We start from the raw sequence: 21,600 nt of genomic DNA, 5'->3' as shown, positions 1-21,600 counted from the left end.
CGTCCTTTCAGACGGCGGGTACGGATGCGGGTGCTGGGGCGGTCAGGGCCAGGGCTGCCAGGGCCAGTGCCTTGGCGGTGTCCACCAGGTCGGTGACCTCGATGTATTCGTCGATGGTGTGGAGGGTCGGCGAGCCGTCCGGGCGGGTGGCCGTGGGGCCCAGGCAGACGGCCGGGGTGCTGCCGATCCGGGTCAGGGTCGCCGCGTCGGTCCAGGAGGGTTCGCCGAGCAGGCGCGGGGTGCGGCCCAGTGCGGTGGCCGATGCGGTGACGGCGCCGACGAGCGGGTGCGCGGAGTCGACCTCGGCGGGCGGGAGTTCGGTGTCCCAGACGAACCGGGGCGGGTGGGCGGTCAGCCAGCCGTCGGCGGCGCAGGCCTCCCGTACCGCCTGCTCGATGTCGTGGCGGACCCGGCTCGCCCAGCCGCCGGCGTCCGCCTGTACGGGCAAGTACGTGATGTCCAGGCCCACTTCGCAGGACGACGGGTAGGTCACCCACCATTCGCCGCCGTGGATCGTGGTCGGTACGAGGGAGGGCGGGGGCAGCAGGGGATGGCTGTGCGCGGGGTCGTCCGCCCAGCGCTCGCGCAGGCGTTGCAGGGCCGCGAGTACGGGGAGCGTCTTCTCGATGGCGTTGACCGCGCCGCCGGTCCGCCAGTCGCCCGGCGGGTATTCGGCGTGCCCGGGGCGGCCGGCGACGGTGAGTGTGCCGCCGAGGATGCCACGCTGGGCGGTGACCACGTCGAGGTCGGTGGGTTCGGGGACGATCGCGGAATCGGCCCGTACCCCGTACCCGACGGAGGCGAGGGTGCCCGCGCCGTTCCACTCCTCGTCGGTGGCGGTGTTGATCAGCAGGTCGCCGGGGAGCCGGACACCGAGTGCGGCCAGGGTCTCCGCGGCGATCACGGCGGCCGCGATGCCGCCCTTCATGTCGCAGGTGCCGCGCCCGTACAGCCGCCCTGCGCGCACCTCGGCCCGGAACGGATCGCTGCTCCACTCCCGGCGGGGCTCCGCCGAGACCACGTCGATGTGGCCGTTGAAGAGCAGTGACCGGCCGCCCCCGGTGCCGGCGAACCGGGCGACGAGTTGCGGGCGGCCGTCGAAGCCGAGGCCGGGCGGGGTCTGCGGGGAGTCCGGCAGGTCGCCGGGTTTCGGGGTGAAGACGTCGACGGTGGCCCCGGCCGCGCGCAGCCGGGCCGCCAGGTACTCCTGGAGGTCGGCCTCGTCGCGGGCGGGTTCGCGCGCGTCGCCGCGCACGGTGGTGTCGAAGCCCACGAGATCGGTGGTGAGGCGGATCAGCTCGTCGGTGCGCCGGTCGATCTCGGCCAGGACATCGGGCGTGGTGGTGGTCATGCGTACGCGATCCAGGTCGTCTTGAGGCCGGTGTACTTGTCGAAGGAGTGCAGGGAGAGGTCCCGCCCGGAGCCGGACTGCTTGAAGCCGCCGAACGGGGTCGCCGTACTCAGGGCGTCGACCGTGTTGACGGAGACCGTCCCGGCGTGGAGTGCGTCCGCGACCCGGTGGGCGCGGGCCAGGTCGCGGGTCCAGACGGAGGCCGCGAGTCCGTACGGGGAGTCGTTGGCGATCCGTACCGCCTGCTCCTCGCCGGTGAACGGCAGCACGGTCAGGACCGGGCCGAAGAGTTCCTCGCGGGCCAGCGGGGCGTCGGGAGCGAGGCCGGTGACGACCGTCGGGTCCAGGTAGGCACCCGGGCGGTCGGGGCGGGTGCCGCCGCAGGCCAGGTCGCCGCCGGACTCCTTGACCGCGGTGAGGATGCGGGTCGCCTGCGCCTCGTCGACGAGCGGGCCGAGGACGGTGGCCGGGTCGAGCGGGTCGCCGGGAACGTACGCGGCGGCATGCTCGACGACCCGGGCGGTGAACTCCTCGGCGATCGAGGCGTCCACCAGCAGACGGGAGTTGGCGGAGCAGACCTGGCCGGTGTTGTAGAGGAAGCCCCAGGCGGCGCGCTCGGCGGCGGCGTCCAGGTCGGCGTCGGCGAAGACCAGGTTGGGGCTCTTGCCGCCCGCCTCCAGCCAGATCTGCTTCATGTTGGACTCGGCGGCGTAGCGCAGGAAGTGCTTGCCGACGGCCGTCGATCCGGTGAACGCGATCGTGTCGACGTCCCCGTGCAGTCCGAGCGCGCGCCCGGCACGCTCGCCGAGGCCGGGGACGACGTTCAGCACCCCGTCGGGCAGACCGGCTTCGGCGGCGAGTTCGGCCAGGAGCAGTGCGGAGAGCGGGGACTGCTCGGCGGGCTTGAGGACCACGCTGTTGCCGGCCGCGAGGGCCGGGGCGAGCTTCCAGGTGGCGATGTCGAGGGGGAAGTTCCACGGCACGACGGCACCCACGACGCCGAGCGGGGCCCGGCGCACCATGGCGAGGTTGCCGGGCGGGGTGGGTGCCACCTCGTCGTACAGCTTGTCGGCGGCCTCCGCGTACCAGGCGAAGCAGCCGGCCGCGCCGGGCACGTCGGTGCCGTACGACTCGGCGATCGGCTTGCCCATGTCGAGGGTGTCCAGCAGGGCGAGTTCGGGACCGTGGTCCTCGATGAGTTCGGCGAGGCGCAGCAGGACGCGCTTGCGGACGGCGGGGTCGGTGCGCGACCAGCGGCCGTCGTCGAAGGCGGTGCGGGCGGCGCGGACGGCGGTGTCGATCTCGGCGGGTCCGCAGGCGGCGACGTGGGCGGTGGTGGTTCCGGTCGCGGGGTCGACGGTGGCGAAGGTGGCCCCGTCGGCGGCGTCCACGGACCGGCCGTCGATGAAGGCGCGGGTACGGGGGTCGAGGGCGGCGGCGCGCTGCTGCCAGCTGGCGTACGTGTTCATGCGGCGGGTACTCCGGGGGTGGTGGGTGCGGGCACGTCCGAAGAAGTGGTGCGGGCGTTGCGGGCGGTGAGGCGGGCGGCGAGGAGGTAGGCGGGAACGGTGACGACGAGACCCGCGATCCAGCCGAGGTCGGTGTCGCCCAGGGCGTGGGCGAGCGGGCCGGTGTAGAGGGACTGGGCCATGAACGGGATCTCGGCGAGGATGCCGAGGGCGTACACGGCGAGCGCGGTGACGTTCCACCGGCCGTAGATCCCGCCGTCGCGGGCGAAGAACGACGCCACGTCGTAGTCGCCGTGCCGGACCAGGTAGAAGTCGACGAGGTTGATCGCCGTCCAGGGGATCAGCACGTACTGGAGTACGTAGATCAGGTTCAGGTAGCTGGTCATGAAGGAGTCGGCGAGCGCCAGCGCCAGCACGACGGAGAGCGCGGTGAGCGCCGCTCCGATGACCGCCCGGCCGGTGGCGCGCGGCAGCCAGCGGTGCGCGAAGGTCTGGACGGCGGTGACCGCGCAGAGCACCGCCCCGTACAGGTTCATGGAGTTGGTGAGCATCGTGACGATCGCGAAGCTCCACAGGGTGATCTGGGCGAGAGGGGTGCCCAGGAGGTCCTGCTGGGCGGCGATCGGGTCGGCGCCGCCGGCCAGTCCGATGGCCGCGCCGACGACCATCGGGAGCAGGCTGCCGAGGACACAGCCGGCGTAGGTGCACCAGAGGGTGGAGCGGACCCCGGCCCGGTCGGCGGGCATGTAGCGGGAGTAGTCGGAGACGTAGGGGGCGTACGCGATCTGCCACAGCGCGCCGACGGAGACCATGCCGAGGAACCCGGCGAGGCTGAAGCCGCCCCGGTCCAGGAAGCCGTTCGGCAGTCCGCCGAACAGCAGCCAGGCCGCCCCGGCCAGCTGCACGGCGCCGAAGACCCAGCTGGTGACGGCGCCGATGCGGTGCATCAGGCGGTAGCCGACGACGGCGACGACCAGGCTGACGGCGGCGCCGAGCAGCACACCGGTGCGTTCGCCGACGGGCGCGACCTGGCCGAGCGACTGGGCGCCGACGACCAGGTTGGACGCGAAGAACCCCTGGTACATGACGATGACGACCAGGACGACGGCGAGTGCGCCGACATAGCCGAACTGGCCGCGGCTCTGGATCATCTGCGGCACCCCGAGTTGCGGCCCCTGCGCCGAGTGCAGCGCCATCAGGAACCCGCCGCCGAGGTGTCCGACGAGCAGGGCGGCCAGGCTCCACCAGAAGGAGAGCCCGAACGCGGTCGGGGCGAGGGCGCCGGTGACGACAGTGAGCGGGCCGAGGTTCGCGGAGAACCAGATGGTGAACAGGTCGCGGGTGCGGCCGTGCCGTTCGGTGGCCGGGACTGCGTCGATGGTGCGCTGTTCCAGCACGGGGTGTGCCGGTTGGGCCGGCTCTGTGCTGCTGGTGCCGGTGCTGCTTCCGGTCATCGGAAACCCCTTCGCCGTTCTTTGAAGATGGATTCAAACAACGGGCCAACCAGGCGTCAATGCCTAGGGGGATATCAACTTGCTTTATTTGAACCAAGTAACAGAGAATTAACTTCATGGGGAGACCGAAGAACCAGGCAGCACGACGGGAGGCCCTCGTCGACGCGGCAGGGCGCGCGATCGCCGAACGGGGGCTGGAAGGCCTGCGGATCAAGGACATCGCGGCCGAGGCGGGGATGTCGGCAGGATCGGTCCTGTACTACTACCCGGAGATGGACGAGCTGGTCCTGGAGGTGCACCGGGGCGCCGTCGAACGCTATGTCGCCGCGCGCCACGCCTCCACGGACCCGGTGACCGACCCTGTCGAACGCCTCCGCGCGCTGATCGGCAGCGGCCAGCCGCACGGGGCGGGCGACCCGCAGCACAGCCTGCTGTACGAACTGCACCGCCGTGCGGAACGCAGCACGGGGCATGCGGCGCTGATGGCGTCACTGTTCGCGCGCGAGGTGGCGCTGTACACGACGGTGCTCGAAGTCGGCGCGGTGGCGGGCGCGTTCACGCTCGCGGAACCGGCGGCCGACGTGGCCCGCAATCTGGTGGCGCTGGAGGACGGGTACGGGCTGCACATCGTCAGCCGCAACACCCAGGTGACGCCGGACGAGGCGCGGCAGCTGATCCTGGGGTACGCGCGGGCGGCGACGGGGTGCGCGCACCTCTGAGCGCGCCTCCCGTCACCGCCCTCCCGTCACCGCTCGGGCTTCACGGCCCGGGATTCACCGCCCCGCGACGAGCCGGGCCCGTTCTTCGTCGTCCGAGGCCACGGACACCGCCGTCAGCGCCATCGCCGTCGCCCCGTCGAGCACCGCACGGTCGGCCTCACCGCCCACGCAGTGCGCGGCGAACTCCTTCTGGTGATTGACCGCGGGCAGCGAACCGATGCCCAGGTAGGGGTGGATGGCGGGCACCACGCGCGACACGTTGCCCATGTCGGTCGAGGCCCGGTTCATCCGGGCGGCGGGGGTGCCCGACTCGAAGGTGCGCCCCAGCTGCCGGGCCGTGCGCCGGTAGTGCGCCAGCAGTCCGGCGTCGTTGCGGAACTCCGAGTACGGGCGGCTCTCCGGCTCGATCTCCAGCTCGCACCCGGATGCCAGCGCGCCGGCCTCGAAGCAACGCTCGACGCGTGGCTGGAGCTCGGCGAGCTGTTCCAGGGTGTCGGCGCGCACGTACCAACGCCCCTCCGTCAGCTCGGGGATGGCGTTCGGGGCCTCGCCGCCGCGCGTCATCATGCCGTGCACCCTGGTCCGGCCGGGGAGCTGCTGGCGCAGCAGTCCGATCGCGACCTGGGCGACGGTGAAGGCGTCGGCGGCGTTGCGCCCCTGTTCGGGGTAGGCCGCCGCGTGGGCGGCCTTGCCGTGGTAGCGGACCTTCAGATGGGCGACGGCGAACGGGTCGGCCTCGGCGACGTCGACCGGGCCCGGGTGGACCATCATCGCCGCGTGCACCCCGTCGAAGGCGCCGCGCTCCAGCATCAGGATCTTGCCGCCGCCGCCCTCCTCGGCGGGGGTGCCGAAGACCGTGACCGTCAGCCCCAACTCATCGACGAACGGGGCGAGTCCGGCTGCGGCGCCGACCGCCGCCGCGGCGATGATGTTGTGTCCGCAGGCGTGGCCGAGGCCGGGCAGTGCGTCGTACTCGGCGCAGATGCCCAGGTGCAGTGGCCCGGACCCGATGGTGGCGGTGAAGGCGGTGGGCAGCCCCGCCGTGCCGGAGCGCACCTCGAACCCGAGGTCGTTCAGGGCGTACGACACCCAGCGGGCCGCCTTCTCCTCCTCCCACGCCACCTCGGGGTGGGCGTGGATGCGATGGCTGAGGGCGAGGAGCTGGTCCTCGATCGCGGCGACGGCGGTGCGGACGTGTTTCATTCGTCCCCCGGGACGCCGTACGACGGCGCCTCGTCGGGAGCGAGCGCCCGGCTGACGTACGCGGCGGCCTGCGGCTCCCAGACCTTCCACAGGGCGGCGAGTTCGGCGATCGGGTCGCCGTCCGTCCAGTCGATACGGAGATCGGTCACCGGCCAGGCGACCCGGTCGGCGACGAGGAGTCCGGCGGAGCGGACGGGGCCCTCCTCGCCGCCCGCCGCCGCACCGGCCGCCAGCGCGTCGACGAGGCGCTGCCCCAGGGGGGCGGCCGGGTCGGCGGCGAAGGCGTCGAGCATGGCCTGCGGGACGCCGGGGCCGGACAGCAGGTTCCCGGCGGCGACGGCGTCCGGGCCGATCGCCTCCGCGTACCGTCCCAGGGCGCGCGCCCCGGAGTGCACGGCGGCCGGACCGCTCACTCCGATGGCGGTCAACTGCCGGTATTCGATGGTGGTTTCGGAGTCGACGACGTCCTGGACGGCGGCGGCCGGGGAGCTGCCTGAGGCCAGCAGGTCGAGCAGCCGGGTGCCGAGCTGCGGATCGGTGACGTTCTGCGAGCAGACCGCCCCGACGCCCGCCCGTACGTGGGCGCAGCGTGCGGCCACGGCGGGCGAGGAGGAGGTGACGGCGACGCCGAACTGTCCGGTGCGGGCGCAGCGGGCGGCGAGGGAAAAGGTCACGCGCCGGCCTCCTGTCGCCGGGCCGCCGCCTCGGCCCGGCGCTCGGCCGGGATCACGGCGGTGGCGTCGATCTCGACCAGCCACTCCGGGCGGGCCAGCGCCGAGACGACCAGGCCGGTGGAGACGTAGTGGACGCCCTTCAGCCAGCGGCCCATGGTCCGGTAGACGGGTTCGCGGTAGCGGATGTCCGTCAGATAGACGGTGATCTTGACGATCTCGTCGAGCCGGCTGCCGGACTCCTCCAGCAGCATCGCGATGTTGGCCATGGCCTTCTCGGCCTGGGCCGCCACGTCGCCGACGCCGACGCTCTCGCGGGTGTCGAGGTCCTGGCCGATCTGGCCGCGCAGATAGACGGTGCCGTCGGCGACGACGGCCTGCGCGAGATCGTTGGAGAGGTCCTGCTCGGGGTACGTGTCGGCGGTGTTGAAACAGCGGATGCGGTCGTGGACGGTCACTTGGCGGACCTCCCCAGCGAACCGAGCACGTTGTCCGAGAGCCCGGCCGCGTCCTTGACCAGGTCGAGCGGGCCGTCCCAGTCGAAGTTGCGGTAGACGGCGCCCAGGTGGGCGAAGGGCGGGGACTGGGCGAACAGCTGGAAGGTCAGCCGGTGACCCGCGTAGTCGGAGTTCAGCAGGTCACGGGCGTACGCGAGGAGCTTGCGGCGGTCCTCGGCGACCCAGTGCTCGTTGATCGAGTAGAACTTGTCCAGCCACGGCTTGGTGTCCGGGTGGTCGAAGGAAGCCTTGTCCGGGGTGATGCAGATCTGACCGCCGCACAGCTCACGGGCGATGTGCATCATCTCGTGCAGCTGCGAACAGGCCAGCACCCGTCCGGTGTAGAGCAGCGACTGGTTCGGCATGAGCAGCCCGCCGGGGCTGGGCTCGGCCATCGCGATCGCCGCGGTGAGGTGGGCGTTGATGCCCTCGCGGTAGCAGGCGAGCGTGGCCAGCTTCTCCTGGACGGCCTGCTGCTTCTCCAGGCCGGTCTGCTTCACGTTCCACAGGGCGGCGCCGATCATCAGGTCCGCGAGCCGCAGATTGCGCTGGGTGAAGGCGAAGGCGCTGTAGCGGTGCAGGGTGGCGCGGATGAAGGTGGCGGCCTTGGTGTCCCGGTAGAACAGGACGTTCTCCCAGGGGATCTCGACGTCGTCGAAGACGACCAGGGTGTCGACCTCGTCGAAGCGGTTGGAGACCGGGTAGTCCTCGATGGGCTTGGCTCCGGCGAAGCCCGTACGACAGATGTACTTCAGGCCCGGCGCACCCATGTCGAGCATGAACCCGAGGGCGTAGTCGGAGAGTTCGGAGTTGCCCCAGTTGGCGATGGTCGGCTTGGTGAACGCCTGGTTGGAGTACGCGGCGGCCGTCTCGTACTTGGCGCCGCGCACGACGATGCCGTTGTCCGTCTCCCGTACGACATGCAGCAGCATGTCGGGGTCCTGGTCCTGGGGGCGCTTGGAGCGGTCGCCCTTCGGGTCGGTGTTGGCGGAGACGTGGAAGGGGTCGCCGAAGCAGGCCAGGTCGATGTGGCGCTTGACGTTCTCGGCGTACGTGGGGTTGATCTCGTTCAGCACGTCCTGGCCGTCGATGAGGGACCAGACCTCGCCGATGGTCTCGTCGCCGACGCGGGTGACGACGCCGCCGACATCGCTGAGCACGGCGTCGGTCGCGGCACGCTTGGCGTCCCAGTCCTCGCGGGTGCGCGGCGGCTTCTGCTGTACGGCGTTGACCTCACCGGTCTCCGGGTCGGTGTACGTCATAGTGTCCCGGGTCTCCGGGTCGTGGGCCATGTCGTAGATCCGGGCGCGGATGTCCACGAGCGGCTTGAAGGCGGGGTGCGCGGGGACGTCCGCGACCTTCTCGCCGTTGATCCAGACGTCGCGGCCGTCGCGGATCGACTCCCGGTACTGCTCTCCGGTGCGGATCATCTCCGTACTCCTTCGGTGTTGTTCTGCGGTGTCAGAGGGGGCGGTGCGCGCCGTAGGTACGGGCGTGGTGGACGAGCGGCGCGTCCGTCGTGGAGACGGTGCTGGCGGCGACGGCGCCGAAGAGGACCCGGTGCGTGCCGGAGACCACGGCGTCACCGAGACGGCAGTCGAAGGCGGCCGCCGCGTCGCGCAGCAGCGGCGAGCCGGTGTCGAGGGTGTGCCAGTCGGCGCAGTCGAAGTCGTACGGGGCGTGGCCCGCGCCGTGGGCGGGCCGGCCGGCGAAGACATCGGAGACGTGGGCCTGGCCGAGGCTGAGGACACTGACGCCGAAGTGGCCGTTGCGGACGACGGCCTCGGCGAGCGGGCTGCGCTCGTTGACGCAGACGAGGAGCGACGGCGGGTCGGCGGTGACGGAGCACATGGCGCTCACGGTCTGCGCGAAGCGGCCGGCGGGTCCGTCGGTCGTGACGACGGTGACACCGGTCGCGGCATTGCCCATCGCGGCGACGAAGTCGGCGCGGGCGGTGGGGTCCATCGTGCGCTCCCGCCCCGCGAAGTCGCCGCGGGCGGTGGCCGGTTGGACCGGGTGGTGCGGAGCGATCGTCATGGGCTGCGGCCTCCCCTGGAGTGTGCGGTCCTGGTGGTGGACCACTATGGGAGGGCGGCGGGCTATCCGTAAAGCTGATCTTTTCGCTCTATTGCATCGATTTTCCAGATGCATTCAGATCCAGCCCGGTCACAGCCTTGCCCGGCCCGGCCTCAGCCCCGGAGCGCCTCCCGGCACACGGCGGCGAAGGCCTGCGCGCGCCCGGTCAGCCGGACGCCGCGCAGCTTCGCGAGGACCAGCGGCAGCGCGGGCAGATGGTCGGCGAGCGGCAGGTCGACGACCCTGGCGCCGTCGTACGTACGGTCGTGCGCCGGGCGCTGGTTGAGGAGCGCCCAGCCGTGTCCGGCCGCGACCAGGGCGCGTACGGTCTCGTAGCTCCTGGTCCGGTGGCGCACCCGCGGCTCGCCGCCCGCCTTGGCGACCACCGACTGGAAATAGTCCCGGCTGACCGGCAGGTCGAGCAGGATCATCGGCTCCTCGGCCAGGTCCGCCAGCCGCGCCGAGCCGCTGTCGGCCAGCCGGTGCCCCGCCGGGACCAGGGCGTACGGCGGGGCCATCGCCAGCACCTCGCACTCGATGTCGGCGTCCAGATCGAGGTCGTACAGCAGCGCCAGCTCGCACTCCCCGTTGCGCAGGCTCTCCTGCAGGGCGGGGGTGTCGTCCTCGTGCACCTCGATCCGTACGGCGGGGTGGCTCTCGCCGAACTCCCGCAGCAGGCGCGGGAGATAGAACGGCGCCAGGGTCTGGAAACAGCCCACGGCCAGCTCGCCGACCAGGTCCGAGCCGAGGCTCCGGGCGGACTCGGCGAGCTCGTCGGCATGGGTCAGAAAGCCGCGCAGCTCGTGCAGGAACCGCTCCCCCGCCCCGGTCAGCGAGAGCCCCTTGGCATGTCGGCGGATCAGCAGCTGCACCCCGAGCTCCCGCTCCAGATGGGTGACCGCCGTGGAGACCGCCGACTGCGACACGTTGATGCGCTGCGCGGCGGCGGTCATGGAGCCGAGCTCGGCGGCCGCGAGGAAGTAGCGGAGCTGTACGAGGGTGAAGTTCGCGTCCTTGGCCATGACCGGATTCTGCGCCCTGCCGCGCAACATTGCATCAAGAAATCAGATGTAACCACGTCGAAATCACTATTTGACCGCTGGCTGAAACCGTTCGAGACTCACCGACCACCCGCATCTTCTCCGCCATGGAGCCACCTCACCCCCGTCCCCTGGGAGTCCGCATGTCCGGTCCCGAAGAGCCGGCGGCCACCGCCGCCGCCGCCGCCGTCGAACAGCACACGATCGATCACGTCCCGGACAGCGAACGGCACGGCCGCGTACGGGACTTGTTCACCATGTGGTTCGGCACGAACATCGCCCCGCTGCCGCTGGTGACCGGTGCCATGGGGGTGCAGGTCTTCCACCAGTCCTTCTGGTCGAGCGTGCTCGCGATCGTGGTCGGCCAACTCGTGGGCGGCGTCTTCATGGCGCTGCACTCGGCGCAGGGCCCGCAGCTGGGCGTGCCGCAGATGATCCAGAGCCGGGCGCAGTTCGGCGCGATCGGCGCACTGCTGATCGTGGTCGTCGCGGCGGCGATGTACATCGGCTTCTTCGCGTCGAACATCGTGCTCGCGGGCAAGTCGCTGCACGGCCTCGCGCCCGGCGTCCCGGTCGACGCGGGCATCGTGCTGGGGGCGCTCGGCTCGGCGGCGATCTGCTGGATCGGCTACCGGCTGATCCACACCCTGAACAAGGTGGCGACCTGGGTCCTGGGCATCGGCATCGTCGCCGGTCTGGCGATCGTGGTGGCGCGCGGACTGCCGGACGACTTCTTCACGCGCGGCGGCTTCACCTTCGCGGGCTGGCTGGCGACGGTCTCGCTGAGCGCCCTGTGGCAGCTGGCCTTCGCCCCGTACGTCTCCGACTACTCGCGCTACCTGCCGCGCACGGTCCGTACCTCGGCCACCTTCTGGGCCACCTACTGGGGCTCCTGTCTGGGCTCGACCCTGCCGTTCCTGGCGGGCACGGTCATCGGGCTGGCCGCCCCCGGCACGGACGACACCGTGGCGGGATTCGACAGCGCGGCGGGCAGTTTCGGCCCGGTGATCCTGCTGCTCTTCCTCTTCAGCGTGATCAACCACAACGCGCTGAACCTGTACGGGGCGGTGCTCTCCCTCATCACGATCGGCCAGACCTTCCGCACCGCGTGGCAGCCGCGCCAGGCGGCGCGCGGCGCGGTGTCGGCCGTGGTGCTGGTGGCCGCGCTGCTGATCGCGGTCGGCCTCTCCAGCGACTTCGTCTCGCACTTCGTGAACCTGGTGCTGGTGCTCCTGATCGTTCTCGTCCCGTGGACCGCGATCAACCTGATCGACTTCTATCTGGTGCACCGGGGCCGCTACGAGCTCGGCGACCTCTTCCTCCCGGACGGCGGACGCTACGGCCGCTTCAACACGGTGGCGCTGGTGTCGTACGCGATCGGCATCCTCGTCCAGCTCCCGTTCGTCGCCACGTCGCTGTACACCGGCCCGCTGGTCGGGCCACTGGGCGGCGCGGACCTGTCGTGGCTGGTCGGCCTGGTGGTGACGGCTCCGGTGTACTACTTCTGGGCACGGAGCCGGGGCGAGGGCGACGAGCGGCCCTCCGTACCGCGGCACCAGGAGTCGCCGGCCGCGGTAGCCGGCGCGGCGAGCCCGGCCCCGTAACCGCGAGCGGGCGGGACGGGCCGGGGCGAGGGCGACGACCGTGCGGTCGCCCCGGCCGGTCCCGTCCCAGCCCGTTTCGCTGAGCCTCGCCCCCGCCTCATTCGGTCTCAGCCCGCCGGCTCGACGGAAGGCTCGGCCCCGGCAGCGGCGCGGACACCGCTCCCCTCGCCGCCGCCACTCTCCGCCACCCGGCTGCCGCCCGCGGATTCCGCCCCGTCCTCCCCCGGCAGATTCCGCATCAGCAGCCAGTACCCGAGCGCGGCCCCGGTCCCCAGGACGGCGCAGGTGCCCCACAGCCACGCCGCCCCGAAGCGGTCGATCACCACACCCGACATCAGCGGTGCGATCAGCGCCGCCGCGGACCAGGACATCGTGTACATGCCTTGATAGCGGCCGCGGCCCTGGGCGGGCGAGAGCCGGACCACGAGACCGGTCTGGATGGGCGAGTTGACGATCTCGGCGACCGTCCAGACGCAGATGGTCAGCGCGTACACGGCGACGGACCCGGCGAACGCGGTCAGCCCGAATCCGTACCCCGCGAGCAGCGACGACACGATGAGCAGCCGACGCGGATCGCGGTGCTGGATGAAGCGGGTGACCGGGATCTGGAGCACCACGATCAGCACACCGTTGACGGCGACGGCGGTGCCGAAGTCGGAGCTGGAGAACCCGTCCGCCCCCATGGCCACCGGCAGCCCCACGTACCCCTGCTGGAAGATCAGCGCGATCACGAAGGACAGCCCGACGACGCTCATGAACCGCCCGTCGCGCAGCACCGTGGAGAGCCGGACCTCGTCCGCGCCGCCGACCGCACGGCCGGGCACCGCCGCCGCCTTCTCGGGCCGCGACTCGGGCACCTTCATGAAGACGACGAAGGCGCAGACCAGCGTCATCGCGGCCTCGCCCAGGAACCCGGCGAGATAGCTGTACTCGGCGACGAACCCGGCCCCCGCCGAGGAGACGGCGAAGCCGAGATTGATCGCCCAGTAGTTGAGAGAGAAGGCCCGCACCCGGTCCTCGGGCCGGACGATGTCCGCCATCATGGCCTGCACGGCGGGCCGCGAGGCGTTGCTGGCCATGCCCACGACGAATGCGACGGCCGCGATCGCCACCGGATGGACCATGAACCCGAGGACGGCCACGGACACGGCGGTCGAGGTCTGCGCGATGAGCATGGTGGGCCGCCGGCCGAGCCGGTCCGTCATCACCCCCGCCCCGAGCGAGGAGACGACCCCGCCGAGCCCGTGCAGCGCCGCGACCAGACCGGCGTACGAGGCGGAGTAGCCCCGGTCCAGGGTCAGGTAGAGCGCCATGAACGTGGCGACGAACGCCCCGAGGCGGTTGACCAGCGTGCTGGTCCACAGCCACCAGAACTCCCTGGGGAGACCGGACACGGATTCACGTGCGGCCCGTCTGAGACCGGCGACAGACATACGGAATCCCCCCAGGGAAGTACAGAACGGACACCATCGGTAAGAGGCCCGATGGTCACCCGAACATTACGAACCCCGGATTCCAGTCCGCTACTCAATTGACGCCGCCCGTCAATCGTCACGCACCCGAGCCGGCCACACCCCTCTCGCCCGCCCCCTGTCCCCCATCCGTCCCCCCACCTGTCCGCCCTGTGACCGGCCGCGCAGCGCTCGTACGGCTTCGATTACGCTCGGAGCCATGGCCGACGCACCGTACAAGCTGATCCTCCTCCGCCACGGCGAGAGCGAATGGAACGCGAAGAACCTGTTCACCGGCTGGGTGGACGTCAACCTCACCGAGAAGGGCGAGAAGGAAGCAGTCCGCGGCGGTGAGCTGCTCAAGGATGCCGGCCTGCTCCCCGACGTCCTGCACACCTCCCTCCAGAAGCGCGCCATCCGCACCGCGCAGCTCGCGCTGGAATCCGCGGACCGCCACTGGATCCCCGTCCACCGCTCCTGGCGGCTGAACGAGCGCCACTACGGCGCCCTGCAGGGCAAGGACAAGGCGCAGACGCTCGCCGAGTTCGGCGAGGAGCAGTTCATGCTCTGGCGCCGCTCGTACGACACCCCGCCGCCCGCCCTGGAGGACGGCACCGAGTTCTCCCAGAGCGACGACCCGCGCTACGCGACGATCCCGCCGGAGCTGCGCCCGCGCACCGAGTGCCTCAAGGACGTCGTCGTCCGCATGCTGCCGTACTGGTACGACGGCATCGTCCCGGACCTCCTGGCCGGCCGTACGGTCCTGGTCGCCGCCCACGGCAACAGCCTCCGCGCCCTGGTCAAGCACCTCGACGGCATCTCCGACGCCGACATCGCGGGCCTGAACATCCCGACGGGCATCCCGCTCGCCTACGAGCTGGACGCCGACTTCCGCCCGATCAAGCCGGGCGGTACGTACCTCGACCCGGACGCCGCGAAGGCCGCCATCGAGGCCGTGAAGAATCAGGGCAAGAAGAAGTAACGCGACACTGGCAAGCCCCCGACCTGCGAGTTTCTCGCGGGGCGGGGGCTTTGGTGTGGGCTGGGCCGTCTGTGGGCCGTCGGTTGCCCGGTCGGGCCGTCAGACATTGCGAGCACGCCGCCACTCGTAGGCGCCGGTCGCGGGGGTAGACCTCGCGGGCCTGGGCGAGCAGGGCCTCCGGGGAATCAGGCCCGGTAGTTTCGGGCCATGTCCAAGACATCGGTGGCGCGCTTCTATGACGAACTGGCCGACGACTACCACCTGATCTACTCAGACTGGGACGTGAGCGTCCGTAGGCAGGGGGACGCCCTGGATGCCCTGATCGGCCAGGATCGTGCGGCGGTGCTCGACTGTTCCTGTGGCATCGGCACGCAGGCCATCGGCCTGGCGCTGCGCGGGCACCGCGTCACGGGGACCGACCTCAGCCCCCGCGCCGCCGCCCGCGCTGCCCGTGAGGCCGCCCGCCGGAGCCTGAGCCTGCGCACAGCCGCCGCAGACATGCGACACCTCCCGTTTCCCGACGACCAGTTCGACACCGTCGTCTGCGCCGACAACTCGCTGCCTCACCTGCTGACAGAGCGGGATGTGCACGCTGCGCTGGCCGAGATGCGTCGCGTGCTGCGTCCCGCCGGCCGGCTGCTGGTCAGCACACGTCCCTATGACGACCTGGTGCGCGAGCGCCCGGCTTCGACGCCGCCGCAAGTCCACCGGATCGCCGACTGCGCCGACAGCGGAGAACGAACCGTCACCTTCCAGCTCTGGCACTGGCATGACGACGGCGAACACTACGACTTGGAGCACTTCCAACTGCTTCCGGAAGGCGGAGAGTGGCGCGTCCAGGTCCGCCGGACCACCTACTGGGCACTCGGCCAGGACCAACTAGCCGGCCTCGCAGCCGAGGCCGGGTTTGTCGACCTCGGGTGGCGGATGCCGCAGGAGACGGGCTTCTTCCAACCGCTGCTTGTGGCTCGCGTCGGCGACTAGTGCCCCTCCCGGCAAGCTTTGCCCCGTCGCGCCGCCCAGCACGCACTCCCCCAAGGCCTTGAGGGCCAGGGGGGACCCCCTTCCGCGTTGGCCAAAAGCCCTGGTAGCTCCTTCCCCGAGCTCTCAACTTCGTTCGAGCAGGGGAGACCCCATCCAAGGGCTCCCGGCCGCCTTGCGATCGCTCGCACCGGACGACGCTCTTCATGGGGCAAACATTGCCGGTCACGGCACTAGGTGATTCCGCTGCCCGGCGTGGGACGGCAGGTGTCAGCCGGCCCTGGCGGGTTCCAAAGCAGCTCCAGCCCAAAGCCGCTCCGCCGACCCCAGGACCTCGACGTCATCGTGGAGAGCGCGGAATGCTCCCGCGACGCCGGTGACGACAACCCCCACTGACCGACAGATCCGGTCGACTCCGTTCAGGCCCCGGCGTGCTCGCGTCGGGGCCTGAGCCCTGCCCGGCCCACCGTTAGGGTGCCGCTCATGTTCTTCCGCTGGGACTGGCTCCGGCCCCAACTGACCGCACCGATCGTGCCGACCCTCGGGCCCGTCCACCCCGAGGCCCTCACCGCCGACCTCTTCGAGGACACTCTGCGAGCGGCCGACACCGGGGACTTCCTGCCCTACGACAAGGACCAGCGCTGGGGCAGCGAGAAGGAGGAGAAAGTCCTCCGCGAAGACGTGGTCCACCAGCCCGAGCACACCCTCATCCCCACCCTGAACCGACGCGGACGCGGCACCGTCAAGGTCTTCGCCTACGGACACCACGGCAGCATCGTGGGCGGGGCCGCCGAACTTGCCGCGAAGCTCGCAGCCGCGCACGACGTGGTCGACGCGAAGGTTGTACGCCCCCTCGGCCCCGAGACCGCACACCCGCGCGGCACCCGCATTCAGCTGAAGGACTTCACCACCGGCCCCTGCCCCGACCCGGGCGGCCCGGTCGCCCCCCTCACCGACTGGCCGGCCACCGTGCAGGAGACCTTCGCCCCGTTCGCCGAGGCCATGGCGGGCGACGGCCTGGCCTTCCTTTGCACCCGGATGCGGGCCGGGCAGTGCGGGCCCGTCCTCGCCGCCGCCGTTGCGGACCGCATCGTGGGAGCGATCGGCCCCATGGAAGTACGCCCCGACGCCATCGGACGCCCCCAGCTCATGCCGCAATACTTCGCCGTCCTGCCCGCGGCCCGAGGGCAGGGACTCGGACGCGTCCTGTGGCGGGCCGCGATGCGCTGGGGCCAGTCCCGCGGCGCCGCCTATCAACTGCTCCAGACAGAGGTCGACGGCCCCTCCGACCGCCTGTGCCAGGCCGAAGGACTGACCTCCCTCGGCTTCACCCACACCACACGGACGTAGTCGCCGGATCCAGGCTCTCGACCGGCGGAACGAGCTGTGGCACCTCACGAGGCCACTGGGGCCGCAGGAGCAGTATCAGGAGCCGGCCGCCCGACACGGGCCACTGCCCGAACAGGTGGGTAAAGCCGCGTAGCCGAGAACCGAGCCCAGTTCTCCCGGAGGCCCAGCCGTCACTCCACGCGAGGGCGAGACCCGCCCGTCCACCGTTCCATCGCCCCTTCCATCCCCCTCAAGATCCGATTACCCGCAGGCCAGGATACCCCCACTGGTATTTTTCGTATGTGACGCGCAATACCCGTAGGGGTATTTGACTTCCTGTCGCGGGCCCGCCTACGGTCGAAGACACACATACCTAGGGGGGTATCTGGAAGCGAGGGTTCTTCATGCGCGAAGTGGATCTGAAGGTCTGCGCGGCGGAGCTCGCGAACGACGCGCGTGATCGACGTCCAGGAGCCGGACGAGTACGGGGCCGGCCACGTGCCCGGCGCCCGCCTCGCACCCTGTCCGCACTCGACGCCGTCGTGGGTGCCCTGCCCGGAGAGCGGACCGTCTACGTGATCTGCGCGAGTGGCAACCGCAGTGACCGGGCCACCGAGCACCTCCGGACGCTCGGCGTGGATGCCGTCTCGGTCGCGGGCGGCACCGTCGCCTGGGCCCGGGCAGGTCGCCCCATCGACCGCGGCGCTGCGACCGAGGCCGCCTGAAGCCCGAACCCCGGGCCCATTCGGAAGGCGCCGACGCGTCTTCGATCAACTTTCCGCACCCGGCCGGGTGCGCGTCCCCGATGGAGGGTTTGCCGTGTTCTTCACCCAGTACTACCTCGACTGCCTCTCCCAGGCGTCGTACCTGATCGCCGACGAGACGACCGGCCGGGCCGTGGTCGTCGACCCGCGCAGAGACGTCTCGGAGTACCTGGCCGACGCCCGGGCGCACGGCTTCACCGTCGTGGGCGTCATCAACACCCACTTCCACGCCGACTTCATCGCCGGCCACCTGGAGCTGGCCGACCACACCGGCGCCTGGATCGGCTACGGCCACCGCGCCGAGACCGAGTACCCCATCCGCAAGCTCACCGACGGCGAACGTGTCTCCCTCGGCGATGTCACCTTGCAGATCATGGAGACCCCCGGCCACACCCCCGAGTCGATCAGCGTCCTGGTGTACGAGCACGCCGACGACGCGGTTCCCTACGGAGTGCTGACCGGCGACGCACTGTTCATCGGCGACGTCGGCCGCCCCGACCTGCTCGCCTCCGTGGGCGTGACCGCGGACGAACTCGGCGGGATGCTTCACGACAGCGTCCAGAACAAGCTGATGGCGCTGCCCGACGCGGTCCGGGTCTTCCCCGCCCATGGCGCCGGCTCCTCCTGCGGCAAGAACCTCTCCACCGAGAAGCAGTCCACCATCGGAGAACAGCGCGCCACCAACTACGCCTGCGCGCCGATGAGCCGCGAGGACTTCGTCGCGCTCGTCACCGCCGGCCAGTCCGCCGCACCCGGGTACTTCGCCTTCGACGCGGAACTCAACCGCAAGGAACGCCTCCTGTTCGACTCGGCCGCGGCGCCCCGCCCGCTGTCCCTGGCCGAGTTCACCGAGCTGCGACAGGCGGGGGCGGTCGTGGTCGACGCCCGGGACCCGCAGGAGTTCGCCAACGGTCACCTGCGCGGGGCGGTCAACGTACCCGCCGAGGGCCGGTTCGCCGAACAGGCCGGCACCGTCCTCGACCCGGCCGACGAGCTGATCGTCATGGCTCCGGAGAACCGGGAGGAGGAAGTCGTCACCCGCCTCGCCCGCATCGGCTTCGACCGTGCGATGGGCTACCTCCGCAACCCCGAGGACGCCCTGAAGGAGCTGGCCGAGGAGGTCGCTCCCGCGAGCCGCCTGACCGCTGCACAGCTGCGCACCGCCCTGCGAGGAGAAAACCCCCCGCTCGTCGTCGACGTACGCGCCTGCGGAGAACGCGGCGCGAACGGCTTCATCGAGGGCGCCACGCACATCGCCCTGAGCGAACTGCCCACGCGCCTGGACGAGATCCCCACCGACCGGCCCCTCGTCGTGCACTGCGCCGGCGGCCACCGCTCCTCGATCGCGGCCAGCCTGCTGCGCCACCGCGGCTTCGAGGACGTCTCCGACCTTCTCGGCGGCTACGCCGCCTGGGCCCTGTCGGCGGAACCCGCCGACGTCTGACCGTCCTTCTCCCGCGACTTTCGAGCACGCCCCGGGCAGGGGTCGTCCTCCGTCCGGGGCGGTCACCCAGCCGATTCCGATCAATACCCCCGGCGTATCAAACTCTCTCCGAACGGAGCCTCCCATGGCTGAGAAGTCCACCCAGACCTCCTCGATCACGCCCGCCGTCCTGCACCGCCTCGTACAGGAGGAACGCGCACCGCGAATCCTCGACGTGCGCACGCCCGGCGAGTTCCGCACGGTCCACATCCCAGGCGCCTACAACGTGCCTCTCGCCACCCTGCGCGAGCACCGGAACGAAATGCTGGCCCACCTCGACGAGGACGTCATCCTGGTCTGCCGCTCCGGGACCCGTGCCGCCCAGGCCGAAAAGGCTCTGGCCGAGGCCGGCCTGCCGAACCTCCGTGTACTGGAGGGCGGCATCAACGCCTGGGAGATGGCAGGCGCTCCCGCGAACCGCGGCACCGACCGCTGGGACATGGAGCGCCAGGTCCGGCTCGTCGCCGGTTCGATCGTCCTTGCGACCGGATTGGTGGGCCTCTTCGTTCCCGGCGCGCACCTCATCGGCACCGCGGTCGGCGCCGGCCTGACGTACGCGGCTCTGAGCAACTCCTGCGCCATGGGCGTTCTGTTGTCCAAGCTCCCCTACAACCGCGGACCGCGCACCGACATCCGCAGCGTGATCGCGGAACTGCGGGGCACGTCATGACCGCCCTGGTCATCGCGGCGTCCCTGTTCGTCGGAGTCCACGAGTCCCTGGTGCCGCACCATCTAGTCGATCGGGTCGTCGTCCCACGGAGGAAGCGTTACGGTGCCCGCCGTCCAGTCGCGGCGCAGGATCGCATAGCCGACGGTGTCGTGGACCGTTCCGTCGTATGCCGGCCACGCGTCGCGGTAGTGCGCTTCCTTGACGTAGCCGCAGCGCAGGAAGACGCGCCGCATCGGAACGTTGTCCTGTCGGGTAGTGCCCTCGACGCGACGCACCTCCGGGAACTCCGTGAACAGGTAGCGCGTCAGCCATGTCACAGCCTGCGCGCCGATGCCGCTGCCCCGGTGCGCGGCCTCGATCCGCAGATCGAACATGGGCGTATCGTCGGCCAGGTCCATGAGCCGGACCAGACCGACGGGGGTCCCGTCCGCAACGATCCAGAAGCTGCGGTTCTCCTCGCTCGCGAAGCGCCCCTCGGCGACCCATTGACGCGCTGTCGCATCGTCCACCTCGCCGATCACGTGGAAGGGCCACCTCTCTCCGGTCAGAAAGCGGACGAGGGCATCAGCGTCGGAGTCGCTCAGGCGCCGGAAGTCGATGTTCATGGAGCCGCACCTTACGGGTACGACCGCTTGGTGACCGGGTCAGAGCGAACTCCTCGGGCAACCTGAACACCACGTACGGTCAAGGCGTCCAGGGACGGTTACTGGCGCTGGGCCTTCAGCGAGATGTCCACGACGGGCGGCGCGACGGCCGCCGGCGACTACGCCGACGGCAGGTGACGGTGGGCCGACCCCGGCGCCGCGAGGCGTCGCGGTAACGTCCCGGCGGCGGCCAAGTGTTCACGTACGACGCCGAGCACCCGGGCTTCGGGGTGCGAGCGGTGGCGACCCGGAGGTCGCGACTCCGTCGTGCGCTCGCACCCCTTGCCGTGCTGGGCGGCATCGCCGGTCCGCCCCAACCGACGCTCTCCCGAACAGGGCCGGGTTGTCACCACGGTTGCTCGGGGCGTCACCTTCGGCCCCTTCCCTCATCAGTCGCCGCTCTCACCCACCCGCATCTCGACTACGCCGCCGGGAGGCAAATGGTCTCAGTCACCTCTTGGGACTTCCCCGTTGCCACATCGACGGTCTTCGTGGTGGTGATGTGGCAACCAGCGTTCGGGTTGTTCTGCTGATTGTTCTGCTGATTGTTCTGCTGGTTGTTCTGCTGGTTGTTCTGCTGGTTGTTCTGCTGGTTGTTCTGCTGATTGTTCTGCTGATTGTCCTCGTTGTTGTGCCGCCCGTTGTGCCGGTTCTGGTCCTGGTTGAAGTTGTTGTCGTTGCACGGCACTCGTTCACCGTGACGGAAGCACTGTCCGGCGGTTGGCGCAGTTCTCTGCTGCGCCGTGTCAATGGACCTGGCAACGGCCTGCGACGTGGACGCTGCCTGCGCCGGCTGTGCCGCTTCCGCGACAGGAGCGGCTCCTGAAAAAGCAAGAGCCGAGATCAAAGCCGTAGCGCCGATGAAACCGGGGATTCGCCGCCTGGATGCGCTAGACATGGCTGTGCCCCCTCAAGATCGTGAATCTGCGACGCCCTTCGTGTCCTCAGTGGTTACGCACCAAAGGCTGAACGCCCATGGGGTAGTTCCCCATATCTCCAGCTTGCGCCTTTCGTCAATGCCTCGCAATCTGCACTATTTGACAAATCAAGCTTGCGGGGCGCATCGAGCCACAACTCGCCCGCCCCACGGCGCAGGCTGAAGAATCGTCGCTCCCGTGCCACCGATGGCTCGGGGCCGAGCGCCATAGGACGAGCAACACGGCGCATGGGACGGCGATCAACTTGAAGTTGACGCCCGGGCAGCCGACTTGA

Annotated in this window: 19 protein-coding genes and 1 pseudogene; 8 read left to right on the top strand and 12 right to left on the bottom strand. The window is 70.6% G+C overall.

What is annotated here, in order from left to right; genetic code table 11:
* Nucleotides 1–7: 7 nt before the first annotated feature.
* From ACFU8Q_RS03455 to ACFU8Q_RS03445, 3 genes are read right to left on the bottom strand one after another with little or no spacing between them, the layout of a single operon-like run.
* Nucleotides 8–1,351, bottom strand: coding sequence for an ArgE/DapE family deacylase (locus tag ACFU8Q_RS03455; protein WP_384447219.1), 1,344 nt, complete (start codon nucleotides 1,349–1,351; stop codon nucleotides 8–10).
* Entirely contained in the window at nucleotides 1,348–2,820 is a 1,473-nt protein-coding gene (locus ACFU8Q_RS03450) for an aldehyde dehydrogenase (RefSeq protein WP_384447217.1), read from the bottom strand. Before ACFU8Q_RS03450 ends, ACFU8Q_RS03455 begins: the two co-directional genes overlap by 4 nt.
* On the bottom strand, nucleotides 2,817–4,274 hold the full coding sequence (locus ACFU8Q_RS03445) for a purine-cytosine permease family protein (protein WP_384447215.1): 1,458 nt from the start codon (nucleotides 4,272–4,274) through the stop codon (nucleotides 2,817–2,819). The genes ACFU8Q_RS03450 and ACFU8Q_RS03445 overlap by 4 nt, the downstream gene beginning before the upstream one ends.
* Before the next feature lie 116 nt (nucleotides 4,275–4,390).
* On the opposite strand from ACFU8Q_RS03445, the gene ACFU8Q_RS03440 reads away from it, so the two are divergent.
* A complete protein-coding gene (locus ACFU8Q_RS03440) occupies nucleotides 4,391–4,993 on the top strand; it encodes a TetR/AcrR family transcriptional regulator (RefSeq protein WP_384447213.1) in 603 nt (200 codons plus the stop codon).
* A 54-nt stretch (nucleotides 4,994–5,047) separates the two neighbouring features.
* On the opposite strand, the gene ACFU8Q_RS03435 is transcribed toward ACFU8Q_RS03440, so the two are convergent.
* The 6 genes from ACFU8Q_RS03435 to ACFU8Q_RS03410 form a co-directional block, all read right to left on the bottom strand.
* Nucleotides 5,048–6,196 (bottom strand): M20 family metallopeptidase, encoded by a 1,149-nt coding sequence (locus tag ACFU8Q_RS03435; RefSeq protein WP_384447211.1) that lies wholly within the window; start codon nucleotides 6,194–6,196, stop codon nucleotides 5,048–5,050.
* Nucleotides 6,193–6,870 (bottom strand): DUF1028 domain-containing protein, encoded by a 678-nt coding sequence (locus ACFU8Q_RS03430; protein ID WP_384447209.1) that lies wholly within the window; start codon nucleotides 6,868–6,870, stop codon nucleotides 6,193–6,195. The genes ACFU8Q_RS03435 and ACFU8Q_RS03430 overlap by 4 nt, the downstream gene beginning before the upstream one ends.
* Nucleotides 6,867–7,325 (bottom strand): RidA family protein, encoded by a 459-nt coding sequence (locus tag ACFU8Q_RS03425; protein ID WP_384447207.1) that lies wholly within the window; start codon nucleotides 7,323–7,325, stop codon nucleotides 6,867–6,869. Before ACFU8Q_RS03425 ends, ACFU8Q_RS03430 begins: the two co-directional genes overlap by 4 nt.
* Nucleotides 7,322–8,794 carry a 4-hydroxyphenylacetate 3-hydroxylase family protein gene (locus ACFU8Q_RS03420; protein WP_384447205.1) on the bottom strand — a complete coding sequence of 491 codons (1,473 nt, stop codon included), beginning with the start codon at nucleotides 8,792–8,794 and terminating at the stop codon, nucleotides 7,322–7,324. The genes ACFU8Q_RS03425 and ACFU8Q_RS03420 overlap by 4 nt, the downstream gene beginning before the upstream one ends.
* A 31-nt stretch (nucleotides 8,795–8,825) precedes the next feature.
* On the bottom strand, nucleotides 8,826–9,401 hold the full coding sequence (locus ACFU8Q_RS03415; RefSeq protein WP_384447203.1) for a flavin reductase family protein: 576 nt from the start codon (nucleotides 9,399–9,401) through the stop codon (nucleotides 8,826–8,828).
* Nucleotides 9,402–9,553: 152 nt separating this feature from the next.
* Complete coding sequence (locus tag ACFU8Q_RS03410; protein WP_384447201.1) at nucleotides 9,554–10,462, bottom strand: LysR family transcriptional regulator; 909 nt, start codon at nucleotides 10,460–10,462, stop codon at nucleotides 9,554–9,556.
* A gap of 161 nt (nucleotides 10,463–10,623) precedes the next feature.
* On the opposite strand from ACFU8Q_RS03410, the gene ACFU8Q_RS03405 reads away from it, so the two are divergent.
* Nucleotides 10,624–12,084, top strand: coding sequence for a purine-cytosine permease family protein (locus tag ACFU8Q_RS03405; protein WP_384447199.1), 1,461 nt, complete (start codon nucleotides 10,624–10,626; stop codon nucleotides 12,082–12,084).
* A 107-nt stretch (nucleotides 12,085–12,191) separates the two neighbouring features.
* On the opposite strand, the gene ACFU8Q_RS03400 is transcribed toward ACFU8Q_RS03405, so the two are convergent.
* Nucleotides 12,192–13,517 carry an MDR family MFS transporter gene (locus tag ACFU8Q_RS03400; protein ID WP_384447197.1) on the bottom strand — a complete coding sequence of 442 codons (1,326 nt, stop codon included), beginning with the start codon at nucleotides 13,515–13,517 and terminating at the stop codon, nucleotides 12,192–12,194.
* 238 nt (nucleotides 13,518–13,755) lie between these two features.
* On the opposite strand from ACFU8Q_RS03400, the gene ACFU8Q_RS03395 reads away from it, so the two are divergent.
* From ACFU8Q_RS03395 to ACFU8Q_RS03370, 6 genes and pseudogenes are all read left to right on the top strand, one after another.
* Nucleotides 13,756–14,517, top strand: coding sequence for a phosphoglyceromutase (locus tag ACFU8Q_RS03395; RefSeq protein ID WP_114245786.1), 762 nt, complete (start codon nucleotides 13,756–13,758; stop codon nucleotides 14,515–14,517).
* Between the two features lie 207 nt (nucleotides 14,518–14,724).
* Nucleotides 14,725–15,501, top strand: a complete 777-nt coding sequence (locus ACFU8Q_RS03390) for a class I SAM-dependent methyltransferase (protein WP_384447195.1) — start codon at nucleotides 14,725–14,727, stop codon at nucleotides 15,499–15,501.
* Between the two features lie 480 nt (nucleotides 15,502–15,981).
* Nucleotides 15,982–16,848: a GNAT family N-acetyltransferase gene (locus tag ACFU8Q_RS03385; protein WP_384447193.1), complete on the top strand. Its 867-nt coding sequence runs from the start codon at nucleotides 15,982–15,984 to the stop codon at nucleotides 16,846–16,848.
* Nucleotides 16,849–17,325: 477 nt separating this feature from the next.
* Nucleotides 17,326–17,552 (top strand): annotated as a pseudogene (locus tag ACFU8Q_RS03380) (rhodanese-like domain-containing protein).
* A 94-nt stretch (nucleotides 17,553–17,646) separates the two neighbouring features.
* Nucleotides 17,647–19,035 (top strand): rhodanese-like domain-containing protein, encoded by a 1,389-nt coding sequence (locus ACFU8Q_RS03375; protein ID WP_384447191.1) that lies wholly within the window; start codon nucleotides 17,647–17,649, stop codon nucleotides 19,033–19,035.
* Nucleotides 19,036–19,159: 124 nt separating this feature from the next.
* Nucleotides 19,160–19,744: a rhodanese-like domain-containing protein gene (locus ACFU8Q_RS03370; RefSeq protein WP_384447189.1), complete on the top strand. Its 585-nt coding sequence runs from the start codon at nucleotides 19,160–19,162 to the stop codon at nucleotides 19,742–19,744.
* A 62-nt stretch (nucleotides 19,745–19,806) separates the two neighbouring features.
* On the opposite strand, the gene ACFU8Q_RS03365 is transcribed toward ACFU8Q_RS03370, so the two are convergent.
* Together ACFU8Q_RS03365 and ACFU8Q_RS03360 are read right to left on the bottom strand one after the other, a co-directional pair.
* Entirely contained in the window at nucleotides 19,807–20,349 is a 543-nt protein-coding gene (locus tag ACFU8Q_RS03365) for a GNAT family N-acetyltransferase (protein WP_384447187.1), read from the bottom strand.
* 460 nt (nucleotides 20,350–20,809) lie between these two features.
* Nucleotides 20,810–21,076, bottom strand: coding sequence for a hypothetical protein (locus ACFU8Q_RS03360; RefSeq protein WP_384447186.1), 267 nt, complete (start codon nucleotides 21,074–21,076; stop codon nucleotides 20,810–20,812).
* Nucleotides 21,077–21,600: the final 524 nt, after the last annotated feature.

The organism is Streptomyces sp. NPDC057543 (assembly GCF_042801895.1).
In the GTDB taxonomy this organism is placed as follows: domain Bacteria; phylum Actinomycetota; class Actinomycetes; order Streptomycetales; family Streptomycetaceae; genus Streptomyces.
The sequence above is the reverse complement of the archived record's forward strand: the minus strand, read 5'-3'. Positions and strand labels throughout refer to the sequence as shown.